17 protein-coding genes and 1 other annotated feature (1 of these 18 only partly in view) are annotated in these 19,447 nt (G+C 38.4%); of the genes, 15 read left to right on the top strand and 2 right to left on the bottom strand.

Annotated elements, in window-relative coordinates; all coding sequences use genetic code 11:
- Positions 1-49 (top strand) — a binding site (T-box leader) (it extends 195 nt beyond the left edge of the window).
- Between the two features lie 64 nt (positions 50-113).
- Entirely contained in the window at positions 114-1,142 is a 1,029-nt protein-coding gene (locus CC204_RS03160; protein WP_088268785.1) for a 3-deoxy-7-phosphoheptulonate synthase, read from the top strand.
- 69 nt (positions 1,143-1,211) lie between these two features.
- On the opposite strand, the gene gap is transcribed toward CC204_RS03160, so the two are convergent.
- The gene (gap, locus tag CC204_RS03155; protein WP_088268784.1) at positions 1,212-2,222 is read right to left on the bottom strand and encodes a type I glyceraldehyde-3-phosphate dehydrogenase; all 1,011 of its coding nucleotides are present in this window, start codon (positions 2,220-2,222) and stop codon (positions 1,212-1,214) included.
- Between the two features lie 494 nt (positions 2,223-2,716).
- Between gap and obgE the strand changes: the two genes are divergently transcribed.
- Positions 2,717-4,030, top strand: a complete 1,314-nt coding sequence (gene obgE, locus CC204_RS03150) for a GTPase ObgE (RefSeq protein WP_088268783.1) — start codon at positions 2,717-2,719, stop codon at positions 4,028-4,030.
- 108 nt (positions 4,031-4,138) lie between these two features.
- Here obgE and CC204_RS03145 read toward each other — a convergent pair whose 3' ends face one another.
- Positions 4,139-4,579 carry an Lrp/AsnC family transcriptional regulator gene (locus CC204_RS03145; RefSeq protein WP_088268782.1) on the bottom strand — a complete coding sequence of 147 codons (441 nt, stop codon included), beginning with the start codon at positions 4,577-4,579 and terminating at the stop codon, positions 4,139-4,141.
- A 266-nt stretch (positions 4,580-4,845) separates the two neighbouring features.
- Here CC204_RS03145 and CC204_RS03140 point away from each other — a divergent pair, with 266 nt between their 5' ends.
- From CC204_RS03140 to recJ, 13 genes are all read left to right on the top strand, one after another.
- A complete protein-coding gene (locus CC204_RS03140) occupies positions 4,846-6,033 on the top strand; it encodes an MFS transporter (protein ID WP_088268781.1) in 1,188 nt (395 codons plus the stop codon).
- 57 nt (positions 6,034-6,090) lie between these two features.
- Positions 6,091-7,362, top strand: a complete 1,272-nt coding sequence (kynU, locus tag CC204_RS03135; protein ID WP_088268780.1) for a kynureninase — start codon at positions 6,091-6,093, stop codon at positions 7,360-7,362.
- Positions 7,363-7,385: 23 nt separating this feature from the next.
- Positions 7,386-8,498 (top strand): alanine dehydrogenase, encoded by a 1,113-nt coding sequence (ald, locus tag CC204_RS03130; protein WP_088268779.1) that lies wholly within the window; start codon positions 7,386-7,388, stop codon positions 8,496-8,498.
- Positions 8,499-8,769: 271 nt separating this feature from the next.
- A complete protein-coding gene (locus CC204_RS03125; protein ID WP_088268778.1) occupies positions 8,770-9,498 on the top strand; it encodes a polyphosphate polymerase domain-containing protein in 729 nt (242 codons plus the stop codon).
- On the top strand, positions 9,488-10,165 hold the full coding sequence (locus tag CC204_RS03120) for a DUF4956 domain-containing protein (RefSeq protein WP_088268777.1): 678 nt from the start codon (positions 9,488-9,490) through the stop codon (positions 10,163-10,165). Before CC204_RS03125 ends, CC204_RS03120 begins: the two co-directional genes overlap by 11 nt.
- A gap of 8 nt (positions 10,166-10,173) precedes the next feature.
- Positions 10,174-12,030 carry a carbohydrate-binding domain-containing protein gene (locus tag CC204_RS03115; protein WP_088268776.1) on the top strand — a complete coding sequence of 619 codons (1,857 nt, stop codon included), beginning with the start codon at positions 10,174-10,176 and terminating at the stop codon, positions 12,028-12,030.
- 70 nt (positions 12,031-12,100) lie between these two features.
- Entirely contained in the window at positions 12,101-12,679 is a 579-nt protein-coding gene (locus tag CC204_RS03110; RefSeq protein ID WP_088268775.1) for a DUF1269 domain-containing protein, read from the top strand.
- Between the two features lie 90 nt (positions 12,680-12,769).
- Entirely contained in the window at positions 12,770-13,462 is a 693-nt protein-coding gene (locus CC204_RS03105) for a response regulator transcription factor (protein ID WP_088268774.1), read from the top strand.
- Entirely contained in the window at positions 13,455-14,750 is a 1,296-nt protein-coding gene (locus CC204_RS03100; protein WP_088268773.1) for a sensor histidine kinase, read from the top strand. The genes CC204_RS03105 and CC204_RS03100 overlap by 8 nt, the downstream gene beginning before the upstream one ends.
- A 68-nt stretch (positions 14,751-14,818) precedes the next feature.
- The gene (gene rnz, locus CC204_RS03095) at positions 14,819-15,763 is read left to right on the top strand and encodes a ribonuclease Z (protein ID WP_088268772.1); all 945 of its coding nucleotides are present in this window, start codon (positions 14,819-14,821) and stop codon (positions 15,761-15,763) included.
- Positions 15,763-16,563: an SDR family NAD(P)-dependent oxidoreductase gene (locus tag CC204_RS03090; RefSeq protein ID WP_088268771.1), complete on the top strand. Its 801-nt coding sequence runs from the start codon at positions 15,763-15,765 to the stop codon at positions 16,561-16,563. The genes rnz and CC204_RS03090 overlap by 1 nt, the downstream gene beginning before the upstream one ends.
- A gap of 11 nt (positions 16,564-16,574) precedes the next feature.
- Positions 16,575-17,000 (top strand): LapA family protein, encoded by a 426-nt coding sequence (locus tag CC204_RS03085; protein WP_088268770.1) that lies wholly within the window; start codon positions 16,575-16,577, stop codon positions 16,998-17,000.
- Between the two features lie 134 nt (positions 17,001-17,134).
- Positions 17,135-19,447 carry a single-stranded-DNA-specific exonuclease RecJ gene (gene recJ, locus CC204_RS03080; RefSeq protein WP_088268769.1) on the top strand — a complete coding sequence of 771 codons (2,313 nt, stop codon included), beginning with the start codon at positions 17,135-17,137 and terminating at the stop codon, positions 19,445-19,447.

Below are 19,447 nucleotides of genomic sequence, written 5' to 3'. Positions count from 1 at the left end.
TGATTGTAAACAAAGGTGGTAACACGAGTCCATACGTCTCGTCCTTTTCAGAAATGAAAAGGCGGGGCTTTTTTTATTGTTTGAGCACCAGAAAAATGAGGGGGAGTTATTCTATGAGTTTTAAAGCATTAAGCAAGACGATCGATTTTGACCAAGTAAAAACTTTGTCCACATTAACGAAAGAGCAAGCGGAGAAAAAAGCACTTCGGGATCATGAATTGAAGGAGATCATAGAAGGGAAAAGTCAAAAGATTTTATTATTGATTGGTCCATGTTCTGCTCATGATGAAGAAGCGGTGATGGAATATGTTACTCGTTTGGCAAAATTGCAGGAAAAAGTACAGGATAAGGTATTTATGGTCCCACGTGTTTATACGAATAAACCAAGAACAAATGGCGACGGCTATAAAGGGCTGCTTCATCAGCAAAATCCTGATGGAGAAAGTAACTTGATCAAAGGGATCGCGGCTGTCCGCAGCTTGCATAATCGCGTGATCAGTGAGACAGGATTGACAACAGCAGATGAGATGCTTTATCCAGAAAATTTAGAATTTGTACAGGATCTAGTCAGCTACATTGCAGTCGGTGCTCGTTCAGTAGAAGATCAGCAACATCGTTTTGTGGCCAGCGGAATCGACCAGCCTACAGGAATGAAAAATCCAACTAGCGGCAACTTAAATGTACTGTTCAACTCTTTATATGCCGCTCAACAAAAACAAGAATTTATTTTTAATGGATTAGAAGTGGAATCTAGCTCCAACCCATTGGCTCATGTTGTTTTACGTGGAGGGCTAAATGAATATGGGAAAAATATTCCTAATTATCATTATGAAGATTTATTGAAAGTAGTAGAATTATATAAATCAGGCGGGTATAAAAATCCATTTATTGTGATCGATACCAATCATGATAATTCCGGTAAACAATACAAAGAACAAATCCGTATCGTCAAAGAAACATTGATCAATCGTTCTTGGAACAATGATATGAAACAGTGGGTTCGCGGCTTTATGATCGAAAGTTTCCTTGAAAGTGGACGGCAAGAAGCAAACGGCAAGGTGTTTGGTCAATCCATTACTGATCCATGTTTAGGTTGGGATGAAACGGAACGTTTAGTTGAATATATTGCTGAGAATGCCTAAGTAAACATTGAAAATAAATAATCCCGTCAGCAACTCAGCGGCTGGCGGGATTATCTCTATAAGAAAAAATTATAAATTAGCAAATTTTTCTAGTAAACGAATCATTTGGCAAGTAAAGCCATACTCATTATCATACCAAGCAACGGTTTTGACTAATTGGAATTCACCAGCAGAAGTTACTTCTGTTTGTGTTGGATCGAAGATCGATCCTTCTGTAGTACCAATGACATCACCTGAAACGATTTCGCGGTCGTCATAGCCAAATGAAGGATTATCAACTGTATGTTTTTTGATTGCTTCGTTGACTTGATCAGCGGTTACTTTTGTTTTTAAGATCGACACTAACTCAGTTAATGAACCGTCTACGACTGGGACACGTTGTGCGTGACCTTGTAATTTTCCGTTCAATTCTGGAATAACTAAACCAATTGCTTTAGCTGCTCCAGTAGAGTGAGGGATCGTATTATCAGCTGCAGAACGAGCGGCACGCAAGTTTCCGCCTTTAACTGGTCCGTCTAAGAGCATTTGAGTTGATGTATAGGCATGAACTGTAGTCATTGTACCAACTTCAATACCAAACTCATTGTTTAAGAAAAATGCCATTGGTGCTAAACAGTTCGTTGTACAAGAACCTGCTGAAATAATTTTGTCGTCAGATGTTAATGTATCATCATTTACATTGTAAACGATCGTTTTCATGTCTCCAGCTGGAGCAGAGATCACTACGCGTTTGACACCCGCATCCAAATGGGCTTGTGCTTTCGCTTCAGAAGTATAAAAACCAGTACATTCTAAAACGATATCGACACCATTTTCTTCGACCCATTTCAATTTACTGGCATCAGCTTCTGCATAAACTTTCGTTTCTTGGCCATCCACCACAATTGAGTCGTCAGTTGCCGTTACTTTTCCCGGATAAGTGCCATGAGTAGAGTCAAATTGCAATAATTGAGCTAACATAGTTGGACTAGTTAAATCATTGATTGCCACCACTTCAATATCATCAGAAACCTCTTTGATCCGGCGAAACGCAAGGCGACCAATACGTCCAAATCCATTAATACCTACTTTTACTGTCATGCTAAATTTCCTCCTTTGATAATTAAGGTTAAGAGAATATCAAGAAATAGCTTGTCTATTTTGATATTTTCTCACCGTTCATCCAAAATTTTGAACACAAAAACAGTATATAAAATGTATAAAGCAGACAACACAATATACTACCTCAGTTGAAAAAGGTAGATATCCGCTATATATAGCATGAACGCTTTTTCGATTTTTGTCAAAAATCTTGTCTTTTGATCAATGGAGGTCTCAAAAAGGGCTGGGATCAAAGAATAAGCAGAAAGAGGAAGAAAACAAAAACTATGGTTAATTTAAGCTCATAATAACGAAAGTAACTAGACAAATGCAGCATTAACCTTTACAATAAGAAAGGCTTTCAAACAGCAGTTCCGTTTATGGAACGTAGTGAAACAGTCAGCTGTTTCGCAGTGAATAGTTAAATCCAATGAATGAAATAATGAGTAGCATAAAAATCTTATTTCAATTTATTTAGAATAGGAGGACAAATTATGTCCATGTTTTTAGATCAGGTAACGATCGACGTCAAGGCCGGTAAAGGCGGCGATGGAATGGTAGCTTTTCGTAGAGAAAAATATGTACCGGACGGAGGTCCAGCAGGCGGCGATGGAGGTCGCGGCGGCGATGTGATTTTAATCGTTGAAGAAGGCTTGCGCACATTGATGGATTTTCGTTTTAACCGTCATTTTAAAGCCCAGCCTGGAGAAAATGGCATGAGCAAAGGAATGCACGGACGCGGATCAGAAGACACGTTTGTCAAAGTGCCACCAGGTACAACCGTACGTGATGCAGATACAGGAGTTTTGATCGGTGACTTAATCGAAAATGGTCAGACGTTGACTGTAGCAAAAGGCGGCCGCGGCGGTCGTGGAAATATTCGTTTTGCGTCTGCAAAAAATCCAGCACCAGAAATTGCCGAAAACGGGGAACCAGGTCAAGAAAGACGAATCGAATTAGAGTTGAAAGTTTTAGCTGATGTCGGTCTGGTTGGATTTCCATCTGTTGGGAAATCTACATTACTTTCAGTCATTTCATCTGCGCGACCTAAAATTGGTGCTTATCACTTTACGACACTTGTGCCAAATCTTGGAATGGTTTCAACAACCGATGGCCGTAACTTTGCTGCTGCTGATTTACCAGGACTGATCGAAGGGGCTTCTCAAGGTGTGGGCTTAGGAACTCAGTTTTTACGCCATATCGAACGAACACGAGTGATTCTGCATGTGATCGATATGAGCGGAATGGAAGGTCGTGACCCATATGAAGATTATTTGGCAATCAATAAAGAGCTTGCTTCTCATAATTTCCGCTTAATGGAACGTCCGCAAATCATCGTTGCTAACAAGATGGATATGCCTGAAGCTGAAGAGAACTTAAAAAAATTCAAGGAACAGATCGAGAAAGAACGAACAGATGAGTATGCTGATCATTTACCGATTTTCCCTATCTCCGGTATCTCCCGTAAAGGGATCGAACCATTGCTGAATGCAACAGCTGATTTACTTGAGGTTACTCCAGAATTTCCGTTATATGAAGAAGAAATCGTTGAAGATACTGTTCATTATGGTTTCCAATCTGAAGGTCCGCAATTTAGCATTGATCGTGACTCTGATGCCACTTGGATCTTGTCGGGTGAATCATTGGAGAAATTATTCCAAATGACGAACTTTGAACATGATGAAAGTGTGATGCGTTTTGCCCGTCAATTACGTGGTATGGGCGTGGATGAAGCATTACGAGCACGTGGAGCAAAAGACGGAGATATTGTTAGAATAGCTGAATTTGAATTTGAGTTTGTTGAATAAAAATAGCAGAAAAGAGCTGATCATTGATCGGTTCTTTTTTTTAGGAAATATTAGTGAAACGATTCACATATATTGAGGAAAAGACTCTTTTTCAAGAGAGCTTTTGATTTAATCGCCTGATTCAAAATGATATTGATTTTCAATAGGGGTTTCTAAGATGATTGAACTCTTGACTTTAGCGAAGCTCATCCATTTTGCAAGTAACTCCTTCATTTCGGTTGTATTTTGAACAGTGGCCTTTACAAGGTAATTGACTTCACCGCTGACGATATGGACTTCATTGACTTGCGGCATCTGTTTCAGCGTAGAAATTATTTTTTCAATGGGTAAGGTGACTTGGCTCAATTCGGAAAAGAAGGTGATTGCTTCATTGTACTGGTTTAAAGATGTTTGGATCGTGAAATTTTTGATAATACCTTTTTCAATCAATTTATCGATTCGTTCTTTTACGCTGGGACGACTTAAATTGACCTGACGAGAGAGTTCAACAATAGAAATACGTGAATTTCCATGTAGGATTTGTAAGAGCTTATAATCAGTTTTATCCATTGATCTACCTCCTAATTGTGATTCGTGACTTATTTTGTACATTTATTATAGTTTATAATCAGTGGTTTTTCTAGCTATTTCAGATTGTAAAAAAAATGAGTAAATATTGTTTATTCTGCAAAGAATGCGTTTCCATTCTGTGCTTTTTTTTATATACAAAAATGGATCGATTCCTTTATGATAAAGCTATCTTGAGATGCTAACTATTTTACTAGTAAAAGCAGTGTTTCTTCAATCGAAAAAGGAACCAAAAAGGAGTGTTCTTTATGTTGAGAAACAAATGGTTAAAATTTTTGTTGCTTTATTCAGGTGGAGTGGTCGTTTCATTAAGCCAATTAAAATTGGTTCCTATTCAGAGTGAATTGAGTCAGGAACTTGGGGTTAGTTTGCCTATGATTTCATGGTTGATGGCAGTTTTTACAGTTTCTGGTATCTTTTTAGCGATTCCGGGAGGTGCTTTAGTGTCACATTTTAGTGCGAAAAAACTGCTAGTTGGGTTAATGAGCTGTTTGGCTGTAGGAAACCTTTGGGGGTATTTTTCTACCAGTTATTTCTCATTATTGCTCTCCAGAGTCATAGAAGGCATTTCATTTTCGATGATCATTATGGTAGGAATCGTCCTGATCAATTATTGGTTTAAAGAAGGAAATAGCGGCATAGCGACAGGGCTTTGGGGAACTTTTTCAGCACTGGGGTCGATGTTAGCGATGAATATATTTAAACCACTGACTCAATTGTATGGTCTTCGTTTTCTATGGTTACTTGTCGCTGTATGTTCTATTTTCTTATTATTTATTTATCTCATTCTATTTGATGAGCCCACAGTCTATGAAGTGGAAAGTCAAACAGAAGAGAAGGTCACTATGAAAAAAACGATTAAAAATAGATCGATTTGTCTTTTGGCTTTGGCCCAAGGCGGGATGGCCTTTATTTTGTTCGCTTTTATCAATCTTTATCCTCTGATTTATACACAACTGTATGGTCTATCAGAAACTTTGGCAAATCGATATACAGGTTATTTTGGTTTATTCGGCATACCTTTTGGTGCGGTAGCTGGATATTTGATCGATAAAACGAAAAAAGGAAAAATCGTGATTGTTTGTTCGTTTCTTTTATTATCTATTTCGACATTGTGGATGGCCTTTTTGTCTAATGAAGTGATGTTTATCGGACAATTGTTTACTTTATCTGCTGGAGCTAGCTTAGCATCATCCTGTGTGATGATTTTAGCACCAAAAGTGGTTGGGCAAGAGCAATTGATTGGTTCGAGTATCTCGTTTATCAATTTATTTTATTATATAGGGATTTTTATAGGTACTCCTATAGTTACAGAAATTAGTGAAGAATATCAGTCGTGGACGATCGCAATTTATTTGCTAAGTGGTATTGGTATTTTCTCTTTGCTGGCAATCATAGCCTTTGTTAAAGTGAATCGAGAAAAAACTTTAGCATAGATGAGCAATGATTGATTTATTTAGATAGAAATAGTGGAAAAAAGAAAGGTGATAGTAATGAAAAATAATTTTCAAGCAGATCGTGCATATGCACAATGGTTGGATGAGAATGATCCGTTAAAGAACATCAGAGAACGTTTTTATGTTCAGGAAGATGAAATCTATATGGATGGAAATTCTTTAGGGCTAGCCTCTAAAGATGCAGAAGAGGCATTGCTAAAAATGCTGGAAACTTGGAAAAAGGAAGGAATCAAACTATGGGACGGCTTATTTCATTATGCTGGAAAGTTAGGTGAATTATCCGCTCCATTGATCAATGCATATCCAGATGAAATCGTGATCACTGGAAGTACAACTATAAATATTCATCAGTGTATTAGCACATTATACAAACCGACAAAAGAACGTTATAAAATTTTAGTTGACGATCTAAATTTCCCGACAGATCGCTATGCGATCGACAGCCAGGTGCGCTTACGCGGATACGATCCTAATGAAGCCGTTAAGGTAGTAAAAAGTGCTGATGGTCGTTTGATCGACGAAGATGCGGTGATCGCTGCGATGACAGACGATGTTGCGATCATTTTGCTGCCGACTGTTTTGTACAGAAGTTCTCAGGTACTTGATATGAAGAAAGTAACCAAGGCCGCCCATGATAGAGGGATCTTGATCGGATGGGACCTGTGTCATGCAATAGGTGCAATTCCAATGGATTTTAAAGAGGTTCAACCAGATTTTGCAGTCTGGTGTACCTATAAATATCTTTCAGCAGGGCCTGGTTCGATTGCTGGGCTATATATGAATAGAAAACATTTTGAAGAGACTCCTGGATTAGCTGGTTGGTGGGGAAACAAAGACGATACTCAATTTGAATTGAAACATCAGTTTGAACACCAACATGATGCCAGCGGTTGGCAAATCGGTTCACCAAGCTTTTTAGCTATGGCGCCTTTGGAAGGAACCCTAAATATTTTTAATGAAGTCGGTATGGAAAAGATTCGTGAAAAATCACTGCTGATCACAGCTTATCTAATGTATTTGATCGATGAAAAGCTAGAACGTTATGGCTATAGTGTCGGAAATCCTCGAGAGGACTATCGCCGTGGAGGTCACGTTTGTTTAGAACACCAAGAAGCATATCGAATCTGTAAATCATTAAAACAAGCAGGCATTATTCCAGATTTTAGGGAACCGAATGTCATTCGCTTAGCACCCATAGCTTTGTATAATACCTACCAAGAAGTCTATACACTTGTTGAAACACTTGAAAAAATCGCCGTAGAAAAAACATATGAGCATTTTAGTAATGAACGAACATTAGTTGTTTAAAATAAATCAGCGAGGTGATAAAAATGCGTATTGGAATTCCTAAAGAAATTAAGAATAATGAAAATAGAGTAGCCATAACTCCTTCCGGGGTCGTTAGTTTAGTTGGAGCAGGTCATGAGGTTGTTATCGAACGTGGAGCAGGCCTCGGATCAGGTTTTACAGATCAGGAATACGAAATAGTTGGTGCTGTCATTGAAGCGGATACTGCTAAAGTTTGGCAATCAGAAATGGTGATCAAAGTCAAAGAACCACTACCGCGAGAGTTTGAGTATTTTCATGATGAGTTAATTTTATTTACCTATCTGCATCTTGCACCTGAACCTGAATTGACGAATGCCTTGATTGATCGTAATGTTACTGCTATTGCATATGAAACAATGAGTTTGAATCATACATTGCCTTTATTGACACCAATGAGCGAAGTTGCCGGCAGAATGTCGGTTCAAATCGGTGCACAGTTTTTAGAAAAACCGAAAGGAGGAGAAGGGATCTTGCTTTTCGGCGTTCCTGGTGTTGAGCGTGGAAAAGTCGTGATCATCGGAGGCGGAGTTGCTGGTACGAATGCGGCAAAAATAGCTATCGGTCTCGGAGCGAAAGTGACTATATTGGATGTCAACCCGAATCGGCTGGCGGAACTGGATGATCTTTTTGGTAATAACGTCCAAACACTGATTTCAAACGCGTATCATATCGAAAATAAAGTCAAAGAAGCAGACGTTGTCATTGGTGCGGTGTTGATTCCTGGCGCCAAAGCGCCAAAACTTGTCACTGAAGAAATGGTCAAGCAAATGAAGCCAGGTGCAGTCATTGTTGATATCGCCATCGATCAAGGAGGGATCTTTGAAACGACTGACCAGATCACGACCCATGATCATCCGACCTATATCAAGCACGGCGTTGTTCATTATGCTGTTGCTAATATGCCTGGAGCAGTACCGAGGACATCAACATTCGCATTAACGAACGCAACGATTCCCTACGCTGTAACCATTGCTAATAAAGGAATCGTTCAAGCTGCAAAAGAAAACGCAACGATTTCTACAGGAATCAATACCTATAAAAACCATTTGACTATAGAGGCTGTCGCAAAAGATCAAAACAAAGAATATACGCCGGTATATGAGCTTTTAACTTAATCGATTTTCAAAAAAGTATTGAGCATAGACAATGCGTTGACTGTCAATAATTGTTCGATTTTTAATTGAAATGTGGGCAGAAGTGTTTCATTCTGAGAAATAAGAATGAAGTGCTTCAGCTTCGGTAAATTATTTATTTTAAAAAAGACTATGAAGTAACTCACAAAGCTACTTCATAGTCTTTTTTTATATTTCTCACATAATTTAAACAACTTTAAGTTTTATTTATGTTTCCTTTTTTACAATGAATTCAGTTAAAGGAGAGAGACGTATGGTTAAATTAAAAAATAGTTTTCAAAGAAAAGAGAAAAAATATGCGTTGTCTTATGAAATGTATCATAAATTAAGAGAAAAATTACTGGTCTACATGCAAGAAGATGAATATGGGCTGCACACGATTCTCTCTGTTTACTTTGATACCCAAGATTATGAAATGATTAGACATTCGATCGCAAAGCCAGCTTATAAAGAAAAATTCCGAATCAGAAGCTACGGTGTACCTAAAGAACAATCAGATGTCTTCTTGGAGATCAAAAAGAAGGTACAAGGAGTTGTTTATAAACGGCGAATATCGTTATCTTATCAAACAGCAAAATATTATCTTCAACATCCGCATTCGCTTAGGTTGAAATCAGCGAAAGAGCAACAGATCAAACAAGAAATCGACTGGCTGTTTGCTCGAAAAAGACTAGAACCCAAAGTAATGATTGCCTATGACCGCCGAGCGTTATTCGCTTTGGAGGATCAAGAGTTCCGTATTACTTTTGATTTTAATATCCGTTTTAGACAAGGTCATTTAAATAAGGACTTAACCGATGTTGGTGAACGAGTGGCACCAGAAATCGATGTCTTAATGGAGGTAAAAGCCCTTGGAGCTTATCCTTTATGGTTCTCTGAGATACTAGCAGAATTAGAAGTTTATCCATGTTCATTTTCTAAATATGCTCAAACCTATCAGCGTTATTTATATTGTAGGGAGGATTTTTATCATGTTGTCTAGTTTGTTAGTGGAAAGTTCAGTTGATTTATCATTTAAACAATTACTTGTTTGTATCCTGACATCGATCTTTTTAGGATTATTAGTAGCGTGGGTCCACATGTATCGTAATGTCTACAGTAAAAATTTTGTGATCACACTAGCAGTCCTACCTGTCTTAGTCCAACTGGTCATCATGTTGGTCAATGGAAATTTAGGTACAGGAGTAGCAGTGTTGGGTGCGTTTAGCTTGATCAGATTTCGTTCTGTAGCAGGTGGTGCAAGAGAAATCACAAGTATTTTCTGGTCAATGGGGATCGGCTTAGCAACGGGTATGGGATATGTTGGCTATATTGCGCTATTTTCTATAATTATTGCTCTGTTCTTATTAATGCTTAATACCATTCATTTTGGTGAAAAACAAAAGATTGCGGAAAGAGAAATCAAGATCACGATTCCAGAAGATCTTGATTACCCTGGTTTGTTTGATGATCTATTTCAAAAATACGCTTATTCCTCCACTTTGGATTCGGTTAAAACAACGAATATGGGCAGCTTATATGAATTACGCTACCGGATTACTTTAAAAGACAGCACAACGGAAAAAGAATTGATGGATGCTATGCGCGTCAGAAATGGAAATCTAACGATAGTTTCAGGTAAAGTTTCAACCAATAGAGAAGAATTGTAGGTGATAGAATGAAACGAAAAAAAATAAGCCCGACGTTATTGGTCTTGACTTTGCTGGTACTTGCTGGCTGTAACAGTCAGACTTCAAATAATGAAGACAAAACAGCTGTCAGCACCTCGCAACAAGCAACGAAGACCGTCGCACAAGCTACAAAAACGTCTGAAAATAAATATGGTGCATATGACGATGAAGATTTTGAAGAAAGCTATGATGAAACCACGGCTACAAAAATCACATTAAAAGACTCAGAAAGTAAAATCGATGGCTCAGGAGCTTCTGAAAAGGATGGTTTGATCTCGATCACTGCTGGTGGAACGTATATTTTGTCTGGCGATTATAAAGGTCAGATAAAGATCAGTGCGAAGGATGAAGTTGTTCATTTAGTATTAAATAATGCGGCGATCACCAATGATTCTTCTTCTACGATTTATGTTGAGCAGGCTCAAAAAGTAATCACAACCCTAGCAGAGGATTCAAAAAATAGCTTATCTGATGGAACGGATTATACATTCGCTACTGCTGATGTAACTGAGCCGGACGCTGCATTTTTCAGCAAAGATGATTTGACAATCAATGGCTCAGGAACGCTGGATGTGACGGGAAACTATAGTAATGGCATTCGCAGTAAAGATGATTTAGTTATAACGAACGGAACGATCAATGTCACAGCCAAAAATAATGCATTGAAAGGTAAAGACTCTGTTTCGATCGCAGATGGGACTTTTTCTTTAAAGACATCAGAAGGTGATGGGATTCAGGCAAATAATGCAACAGATCCTGATAAAGGCTGGATCGCGATCGATGGTGGAATAATTAATATTCAATCTGGAAATGATGGGATTCAGGCTGAAACAAATTTATCGATCGCTACTGGAGATATAACGATTCAAACAGCTGGCGGCCATGATGATTCAGCGATCGATACAACTGCAAGTTATAAAGGGTTAAAAGCATCAGGCAACATCGTAGTTGATTCTGGAACATTTGATTTAAATACCGCAGATGATGCGATCCATTCGAATGCGGCTGTCACTATTAACAATGGAACATTTTCTATAGCAAGTGGTGATGACGGAATACATGCTGATACTGATTTGTTGATCAACAACGGAAAAATCACAGTTAGCCAATCATATGAAGGTCTGGAAGGGGCAACAGTCACAATCAAAGATGGTGAGATTTCTGTCAAAGCTTCAGATGACGGGATCAACGCTGCTGGAGGTAGTACGAACGACAGAGAACAAGAAGGAGCTTTTGGAGCTGATTCTTTCGGTGAACCTGGTGGAGGCGGAGATAGTACAAAATTTATCGAGATTTCAGGCGGAACGGTTTTTGTTGATGCAGACGGTGATGGGATTGATAGTAATGGTGATGTGCGTATGACTGGCGGGACATTGATTGTAAACGGACCGTTGGACAATGGAAATGCATCTTTAGATTATGATGGCACCTTTACCATTGATGGCGGCACATTTGTAGCTAGCGGAAGCTCTGGTATGGCAATGAGTGCGAGTGATTCCTCTTCTCAAGCAAGTCTTAGTATTTATTTTGATGAAACACAAGCAGCAGGTACACTTGTCAATGTGAAGGATGAAACAGGAAAAACCATTATCTCAGTTGCGCCAGAAAAAGACTTTTCTCACCTCGCAATTAGTTCACCTGACCTAAAAGTTAATGAGACAGTTACGTTATCGATAGATGGAGAAGACTCTGGAACGAAGAAAAACGGAGTGTATGTTGATGGAAGCTATTCAAACGGAACTCAGCTAGCCACAATTTCTATTGATGATCTGTTAAATTCAGTGGATCAGTCAGGTAATGAAGTCAGTGGAAATCAAATGGGTGAAGGACAACCGCCAATGTAATTGATTTTCATTGCTTTTGCTCCTACTTTATTGATAAAATGAAGACATCAAATAAAATGAGGTGGATACGATGTCAAAACGAGTAATTATTATGCATTTTGAAGTAGAAAGTCAAGCGTATCAGGCATTTTCAGAAATAAAAAAATTGTATGTAGAAAAACAGGTCAAAGGAGAGCAAATGGCGGTAGTCACTCATATAAATGACGGCGTCCATCAATTTAAGATCGATGACTTTCTTGATTTTACCGGCAATGACCATACATCAAAAAATAGTATGATCGGGATGTTGATCGGTATTTTAGGTGGTCCTCTCGGTATTTTACTTGGCTGGTTCGCTGGAAGTCTTTTTGGTGCCAGTCAGGATGCGAAAGAAATCCAAGGTGCTCAAACAGTTTTTGAACATGTCACAAAGCAAATTGGCGAAGGCGAGACAGGCCTGATCTTGATTGCAGATGAGGAGGATAATCGTCCGTTGAATCACTTGATCATGAATGAGTTAGGCGGCGAAATCACTCGCTTAGATTTTGAAGATGTAGAGCAAGAAATCTCAGATGCTAAGGCAGTTGAAAAAGAAACAAAAGACTCAGCTGAAAAATCTTGGCGCAATAAAAAGCAAGAGTCGAGTGAAAAGGCTGATCATTTGTCTTAAGAGCAAGACGAATAAAATAGTTCATGAAGAAGACGTGACAAAAAGCTGTTGCTTTCGTCTTCTTTTTTTGAGTAAAAAGGTGGGAATAACATGCTTAAGATACTTTTAGTAGAAGACGATGAAATTTTATCAGATAGTATTTTGGAAATTTTATCTGAGATCGGAGAAATCGATCAAGTTTATGATGGCGAGGAAGCTCTTTATGAAGGCGAGCGCGGAATTTATGATCTAATCGTTTTGGATTTGATGTTGCCGTTAATGTCTGGAGAGCAAGTTCTGACAGCATTACGCAAAAAAAATATTTATACGCCAGTTCTTATTTTGACTGCTAAAGATGGTTTAGAAGATAAAGTAAATGGATTTAAAAATGGTGGAGATGACTATCTGACAAAGCCCTTTCACCGTGAGGAGTTACTACTTCGTGTTCAAGCGTTGGCGAGACGTTCTTTAGGAATGAACGGGAAGAATGAGTTAGTAGTGGCAGATTTACGTTTAGATCCAGATAACCGTCAAGTAAGCTTCAAAGAGCAGGATCTAGTTCTTCAAGGAAAAGAGTTTGATCTGCTTCACTATCTTATGCAAAATCGCGGGAGAATTATTACTAAAGATCAGCTTTTTGATCGAATTTGGGGATTCCAGTCAGATACAACATTAACTGTTGTTGAGGTTTATATGAGTAACCTGAGAAAAAATATGAAGCCGTTCGGACTGGATAGTTGGATCAAAACATTACGAAATGTAGGCTATCTCTTTGACGTACCTGAAGGTCATGCTCATGAATAAACAACTCAACAAAAGGCAGCGCATCAATTATTTCTTGATGAATTTAGTTTCCTTTGCCAGCATTTTTCTAATTTTAGGTGTTATTGTGTTCCAATTAGTTCAAACATCGATCTACCAATCTGTCGATAATGACCTAGAGCGACTGGCGACAGATCAAAAATTTATTCAGCATCAGTTAATGAAAAAGGGACAGTTACAAAATCAATCACCGCTGTTAGGAAAGCTTGATGCTCCGCCGCCAAATAATTTTCAACAGCAAGTGATTCTCTGGTCGGCAGATGGGAAGATTTTGAATGAAACGGAACTTGGTTCTCGACTTTATGATTTTCAAGCATTAAAGCTATCTACTGATGATTTGAATAAAATCACTAATGTTCAAACGAAAGACAGCAATGACCGTTCACTACAGTTTCGCTCGATCATTCTTCCTACGGATGGACAAAAGGATATTGCATATATTCAGCTATTGGTAAATACAGATCCAATCAAGGGAACAGTTGAACGATTCAAACAAATTTTGATCATTTGTATGATTATTTTTGGACTTTTGTCGATCGGATTAAGCTATTTTCTTTCAAAATGGTTTATGAAGCCTATCTTGATTTCATGGAAAAAACAACAGGAATTTGTTGAGAATGCCTCCCATGAATTGAGGACCCCGCTTGCGATCATCCAGGCAAAATTAGAAAAATTATTTACCAAACCTAATCATACGATTATTGAAGAATCTGAAACAATCGCGCTTTCTTTGGATGAGGTACAGCGCCTGAGTCAGCTGACGAGCGATTTATTATTATTGGCCCGTTCTGATTCAAACTCTTTGACATTGGAAAAAACGCCTGTAAAGATCAACCATTTTCTAAATACATTGCTGCTGCCGTATCAGGAATTAGCGGTTGCTGAAGAGAAGCAATTTACGATTGATCTAGGGGAAGAGCAGCAACTCATTTTCGATAAAAAAAGAATCCACCAATTATTGATTATCATTTTGGACAATGCCTTGAAATATACCGCATCAGGAGAGCGCATCATTGTTTTTTCTACTGTCAAAAATGGTGAATGGATCATCAAAATCAGTGATACAGGAATCGGTATCCCTGACGATAAAAAAGCTGCTGTATTTGAGCGCTTTTATCGAGGAGAAGAATCAAGGAATCGAAAAACAGGTGGAAATGGCATAGGCTTAGCGATTGCTAAATGGATCGTAGACGAACATCAAGGGAAAATCGAACTGACAGACAACACGCCTAAAGGAACGACTGTAACGTTGCGTTTTCCCGTAAAATAAATATTATTTGCTAAAGCGAGCACTTTCTTCTAAAATAAAGAAGAAGTTTAAAGAAAGTTAGGAAGCCGATGGAATTACAATTTTTAGGTACAGGAGCTGGGGTTCCAGCAAAACACCGCAATGTCAGTAGCATTGCATTAAAGCTATTAGATGAAAGAAATGCAGTTTGGCTATTCGATTGTGGAGAAGGCACACAACTGCAAATTCTAAAAAGTAATATTCGCCCAAGAAAAATCGAAAAAATCTTTATCACTCATCTACACGGAGATCATATTTTTGGTTTACCTGGACTATTGAGCAGCCGTTCATTTCAGGGGGGAAATGAGCGATTAGAACTGTATGGACCTGTGGGGATTGCTTCATTTGTACGTACGGCACTAAAAGTTTCACAAACGCGCTTATCTTATGAACTAAAGATTATCGAGATCGATAAAGAGGGCGGCACTGTTTTCTCCGACAAACAGTTTAAAGTTTCATGTTTACCGCTGGATCACGGAATCGCTAGTTTTGGTTTTCGAATTGTTGAAGCGGATCATGAGGGCGAATTACAGGTTGAAAAACTAAAAGCCTTGAACATCCCATCTGGTCCGATCTACGGCAAAATCAAACGTGGTGAGACAGTTACACTGCCGGATGGACAGGAAATCAACGGAAAAGATTTTGTTGGAGAACAGAAACAAGGACGAACGGTAACCATTTTAGGTGATACTAGAAAAACTAAAAATAGTATTTCCTTAGCTGACCATGCCGATATTCTCGTTCACGAAAGTACGTTCAACAAAGAGGAAGAGAAAATGGCGAAAGCCTATTTCCATTCTACAAGTCATCAAGCTGCACAAGTAGCTTTAGAGGCTAATGTCGAGAAATTAATTTTAACTCACATTAGTGCTCGCTATTTAACAGGTGATATTATTCAACTGGAAAATGAAGCCAAAGAGATTTTTCCCAAAACAAAAATCGTGAAAGATATGGATATCATCGATATACCGTTTAAGGATGAGGGGGATAAGTGATGTTTAAGGAACAGGATTTAACGAATAAAGTGGTTGTTGTAACAGGCGGTTCTGCTGGTTTAGGTGAACAGATTTGTTATGAAGCAGCTAAAAAAGGCGCTATCGTCGTAGTGTGCGCTCGCCGAATTAATCTAATCGGAAAAGTCAAAGAAATGTGTGAAGAATTGAGTGGGAATGAAGCATACTCCTTTCAACTAGATATTGCTGATCCGGATAATGTAGATGCCGTATTTGAAAAAATCGAAGCAGAAGTTGGGCCGATCGATGTTTTGGTCAACAATGCCGGTTTTGGAATCTTCGAGAACTTTTTAGAGACGGATTTGGCTATCGCTAAAAATATGTTTGAAGTAAATGTCTTAGGAATGATGGTTTTTACTCAAAAAGTAGCTTTGCAAATGGCTGAAAGAGGAGCGGGGCACATTATCAATGTCGCTTCTATGGCAGGGAAAATGGCGACAGCAAAATCAACGATATATTCTGCAACGAAATTTGCTGTACTTGGTTTTTCTAATGCTTTACGCTTAGAATTAAAACCTTTAGGCATTTCTGTAACAACCGTTAATCCAGGTCCAATCAAAACAGAATTTTTTGATAAAGCAGACCCTTCTGGAGACTATCTGGCATCAGTTGATTTATTTGTGTTAGAACCAAATAAATTAGCGAAAGAGATCGTTTCAGCGATGGGTACCTTTAAAAGAGAAATCAATCGCCCATTCGTTATGGAGGGAGCATATCGTTTGTATACGTTATTCCCGCATATTGGTGATTTTTTAGCGGGCAGCTTATTAAATAAGAAATAGGAGGGAAATCCATGAAAAATCAATGGCGGGTAGTGATTGGCCTTATTTTAGTTCTTATTATCGTGGTATTTGCAGTTTTGAACAGTCAGACAGTTCCTGTCAATTTTGGAATTGCAAAAATATCAGGTCCTTTGATCTTAACGATTTTAGGTTCGGCAATTATAGGGGCGTTAATCGGTCTATTGACATCAACAACAACGATGTGGAAACAAAAAAAACAAGTCAAAGAACTTGAAAAAACGATTGAAACCTATAAAAATGATAGCGAGCAAGCAACACAGGCAGAAGTGGAAGAGATTAAACGCGGCTATGAAAATCAATTAGCAGAATTACAAGCTAAATATGAAGCCGCAGTTTCGACAAATACGGCTCAGCCTATTGATTCGGAATCTGTTGGGAGCCGGGTCGATCATTTCACTAAACCAAGAAATAATTAATTCATAAGTTAAAGACGACTGGATAAATGGCTTAGCATGCAGCCTGACCAGTCGTTTTTCTTTTACATAAAACGAGAGACTTTCTTTAGTTTTCCGTTTGAATTTGTTATAATTACTTGGTTAGGAGTGGTGACGTGAAAAAAGCAAAATATGCATGGCGATTGCAAGAGAAAAGTGAGTTGCCGACAGAATTTACAGAAATACTAACAAATGAAAAAATCAATCCCTTATTAGGACAGATTCTATGGCATCGCGGGATCCAATCTGCCGAAGCCTTAGAAACTTTTTTACGTCCAACGATAGAAAATCTTTACGACCCTTTTTTGATGTACGATATGGAAAAAGCTGTCACTAGAATTCAAGATGCAGTTGCTCAAGGTGAAAAAATTCTGGTATACGGGGATTATGACGCTGACGGGATCACAAGTACGACTGTGATGAAAGAGGCGATCGAACTGATTGGTGGTGAAGTAGACTATTTCTTGCCAAATCGCTTCAAACATGGCTATGGCCCAAATCTATCTGTCTTTAAAGAGCAAATAGAAGAAGGCGTTCAATTAATTGTGACGGTTGACAATGGAGTGGCAGGGCATGAAGCGATTGAGTACGCTGAAACGCAAGGAGTCAATGTAATTGTTACTGATCATCATGAGCTGCCGGTAGAATTACCAAACGCTTTTGCTATTGTTCATCCCAAACATCCTAAGGGGGCTTATCCATTCAGTGATTTAGCTGGAGTGGGCGTTGCATTTAAAGTGGCTACAGCCTTATTAGGCGAGCTGCCAGTTGAGTTTTTAGATCTAGTTGCAATCGGCACGATTGCTGATTTAGTTTCTTTAACAGATGAAAACAGAGTGCTTGTAAAAATGGGACTTGAAATGATTCAAAATGGCGAGCGAATTGGCTTGGATGTGTTGATTCATTTAGCAGAGTTAAAAAAAGAAAGTATCACAGAAGAAAATATTGGCTTCACCATTGGACCTCGTTTAAACGCATTAGGGAGATTAGGCGATGCGGCACCTGGTGTTGAGCTGATGACTACTTTTGATGAAGAAGAAGCCAAAGAAATTGCACTGTACGTCAACAGCCAAAACGAAGAACGAAAAGAAATCGTATCAAGGATTACAAAAGAAGCCTTTGAACTGATCGATCCTACTGATTCTGTTCATGTTCTTGCAAAAAAAGGTTGGCATGAAGGCGTTTTGGGAATCGTTGCGGGTCGAATTATGCAGGATACTGGAAAACCAACGATTGTTTTGACGATTGATGAGAACAATGAATTGGCTAAAGGATCTGGGCGTAGTGTCTCAGCACTTAATTTGTTCGATGTCCTGAATGAGATTCGTGAATCGTTCACACATTTCGGTGGACACCACATGGCTGCAGGAATGACTTTGCCTGTCGAAAATATTTCTAAACTAAAAGAACATTTGATGCATTATCTTGAAGCAAAACAAATCGATCTTTCACAAGGACAGGAACTATTGATCGATGAAACATTAAAAATAGAAGAAGTTACACTGCCTTTTATTCAACAATTGAAAATTTTGGCTCCATTTGGGACAGATAATCCTGTTCCTAACTTCTTATTCGAAGATGTTTCAATTGAGCAAAGCAAACAAATCGGTGCGGATAAAAGCCATCTTAAATTCCAATTAGTTCAGTCTAATGCAGCATTAGATGCGATTGCATTTCAGATGGGCAGTCAAATCGATGAATTAGGGCAAGGGAAAACAAATGTCTCAGGTCAATTATCGATCAACGAATGGAACGGCAATAAGAAGCCGCAATTGATGGTCAATGATTTTTCAGTTGACGGTATGCAGTTATTTGATTTGAGAGGGAAAAACAATCGTCAAAAGGAAATACCTGTTACTAACACCCTATTTATTTATTTTAATGAAAATAATCAAAAATTGATCAATGATCCAGCAGCAAACCGAGTGTTGTTTAGTCACATCGAAGATATTTTAGAAACAATTAAGACGAATCAAATAGAGCAATTAGTGTTTGTTGATTGTCCTGATGATCTTTCGCTGATCAAGCAAATTACATTGCAGGGACAAATTGAACGAGTATACTTGATGGGGATCTCACCAGAGGAAGCTTATTTAAATGGTGTGGGTACAAGGGAGCAATACGCACAATTGTTTAAATTCGTCAAACAACAAGAACAAGTGGATGTTCGTTATAAGTTGGATAATGTAGCACAATACTTAAATATTCAAAAAAAATTATTAATTTTTATGATTCAGGTGTTTTTTGACTTGGGATTTGTTACAATAGAAAACGGTGTTTTAAGAAAAGTTGAAAAACCTGAAAATCATCCTTTATCGGAAAGTAAGGTCTATCAAACTCGCTTAAAAAGAATCAAAACAGAAGAATTTTTGTTATACAGCGATCGTGAGACATTACAACAATGGCTGTGGAATGAGGAGGAAGTATAA

This window comes from Enterococcus wangshanyuanii (assembly GCF_002197645.1).
GTDB lineage: Bacteria > Bacillota > Bacilli > Lactobacillales > Enterococcaceae > Enterococcus_L > Enterococcus_L wangshanyuanii.
Note: the sequence above shows the minus strand (reverse complement) of the source record. Positions and strands in the feature narration are given on the sequence as shown.

Excerpts from the sequence above, each read along its gene's own strand:
- CC204_RS03090 (WP_088268771.1), top strand. The coding sequence starts at position 15,763 with ATGTTTAAGGAACAGGATTTAACGAATAAAGTGGTTGTTGTAACAGGC.
- CC204_RS03105 (WP_088268774.1), top strand. The coding sequence starts at position 12,770 with ATGCTTAAGATACTTTTAGTAGAAGACGATGAAATTTTATCAGATAGT.
- CC204_RS03125 (WP_088268778.1), top strand. The coding sequence starts at position 8,770 with ATGGTTAAATTAAAAAATAGTTTTCAAAGAAAAGAGAAAAAATATGCG.
- obgE (WP_088268783.1), top strand. The coding sequence starts at position 2,717 with ATGTCCATGTTTTTAGATCAGGTAACGATCGACGTCAAGGCCGGTAAA.
- CC204_RS03085 (WP_088268770.1), top strand. The coding sequence starts at position 16,575 with ATGAAAAATCAATGGCGGGTAGTGATTGGCCTTATTTTAGTTCTTATT.
- CC204_RS03115 (WP_088268776.1), top strand. The coding sequence starts at position 10,174 with ATGAAACGAAAAAAAATAAGCCCGACGTTATTGGTCTTGACTTTGCTG.
- kynU (WP_088268780.1), top strand. The coding sequence starts at position 6,091 with ATGAAAAATAATTTTCAAGCAGATCGTGCATATGCACAATGGTTGGAT.
- gap (WP_088268784.1), bottom strand. The coding sequence starts at position 2,222 with ATGACAGTAAAAGTAGGTATTAATGGATTTGGACGTATTGGTCGCCTT.
- ald (WP_088268779.1), top strand. The coding sequence starts at position 7,386 with ATGCGTATTGGAATTCCTAAAGAAATTAAGAATAATGAAAATAGAGTA.
- rnz (WP_088268772.1), top strand. The coding sequence starts at position 14,819 with ATGGAATTACAATTTTTAGGTACAGGAGCTGGGGTTCCAGCAAAACAC.
- CC204_RS03120 (WP_088268777.1), top strand. The coding sequence starts at position 9,488 with ATGTTGTCTAGTTTGTTAGTGGAAAGTTCAGTTGATTTATCATTTAAA.
- CC204_RS03140 (WP_088268781.1), top strand. The coding sequence starts at position 4,846 with ATGTTGAGAAACAAATGGTTAAAATTTTTGTTGCTTTATTCAGGTGGA.
- CC204_RS03160 (WP_088268785.1), top strand. The coding sequence starts at position 114 with ATGAGTTTTAAAGCATTAAGCAAGACGATCGATTTTGACCAAGTAAAA.
- CC204_RS03110 (WP_088268775.1), top strand. The coding sequence starts at position 12,101 with ATGTCAAAACGAGTAATTATTATGCATTTTGAAGTAGAAAGTCAAGCG.
- CC204_RS03100 (WP_088268773.1), top strand. The coding sequence starts at position 13,455 with ATGAATAAACAACTCAACAAAAGGCAGCGCATCAATTATTTCTTGATG.
- CC204_RS03145 (WP_088268782.1), bottom strand. The coding sequence starts at position 4,579 with ATGGATAAAACTGATTATAAGCTCTTACAAATCCTACATGGAAATTCA.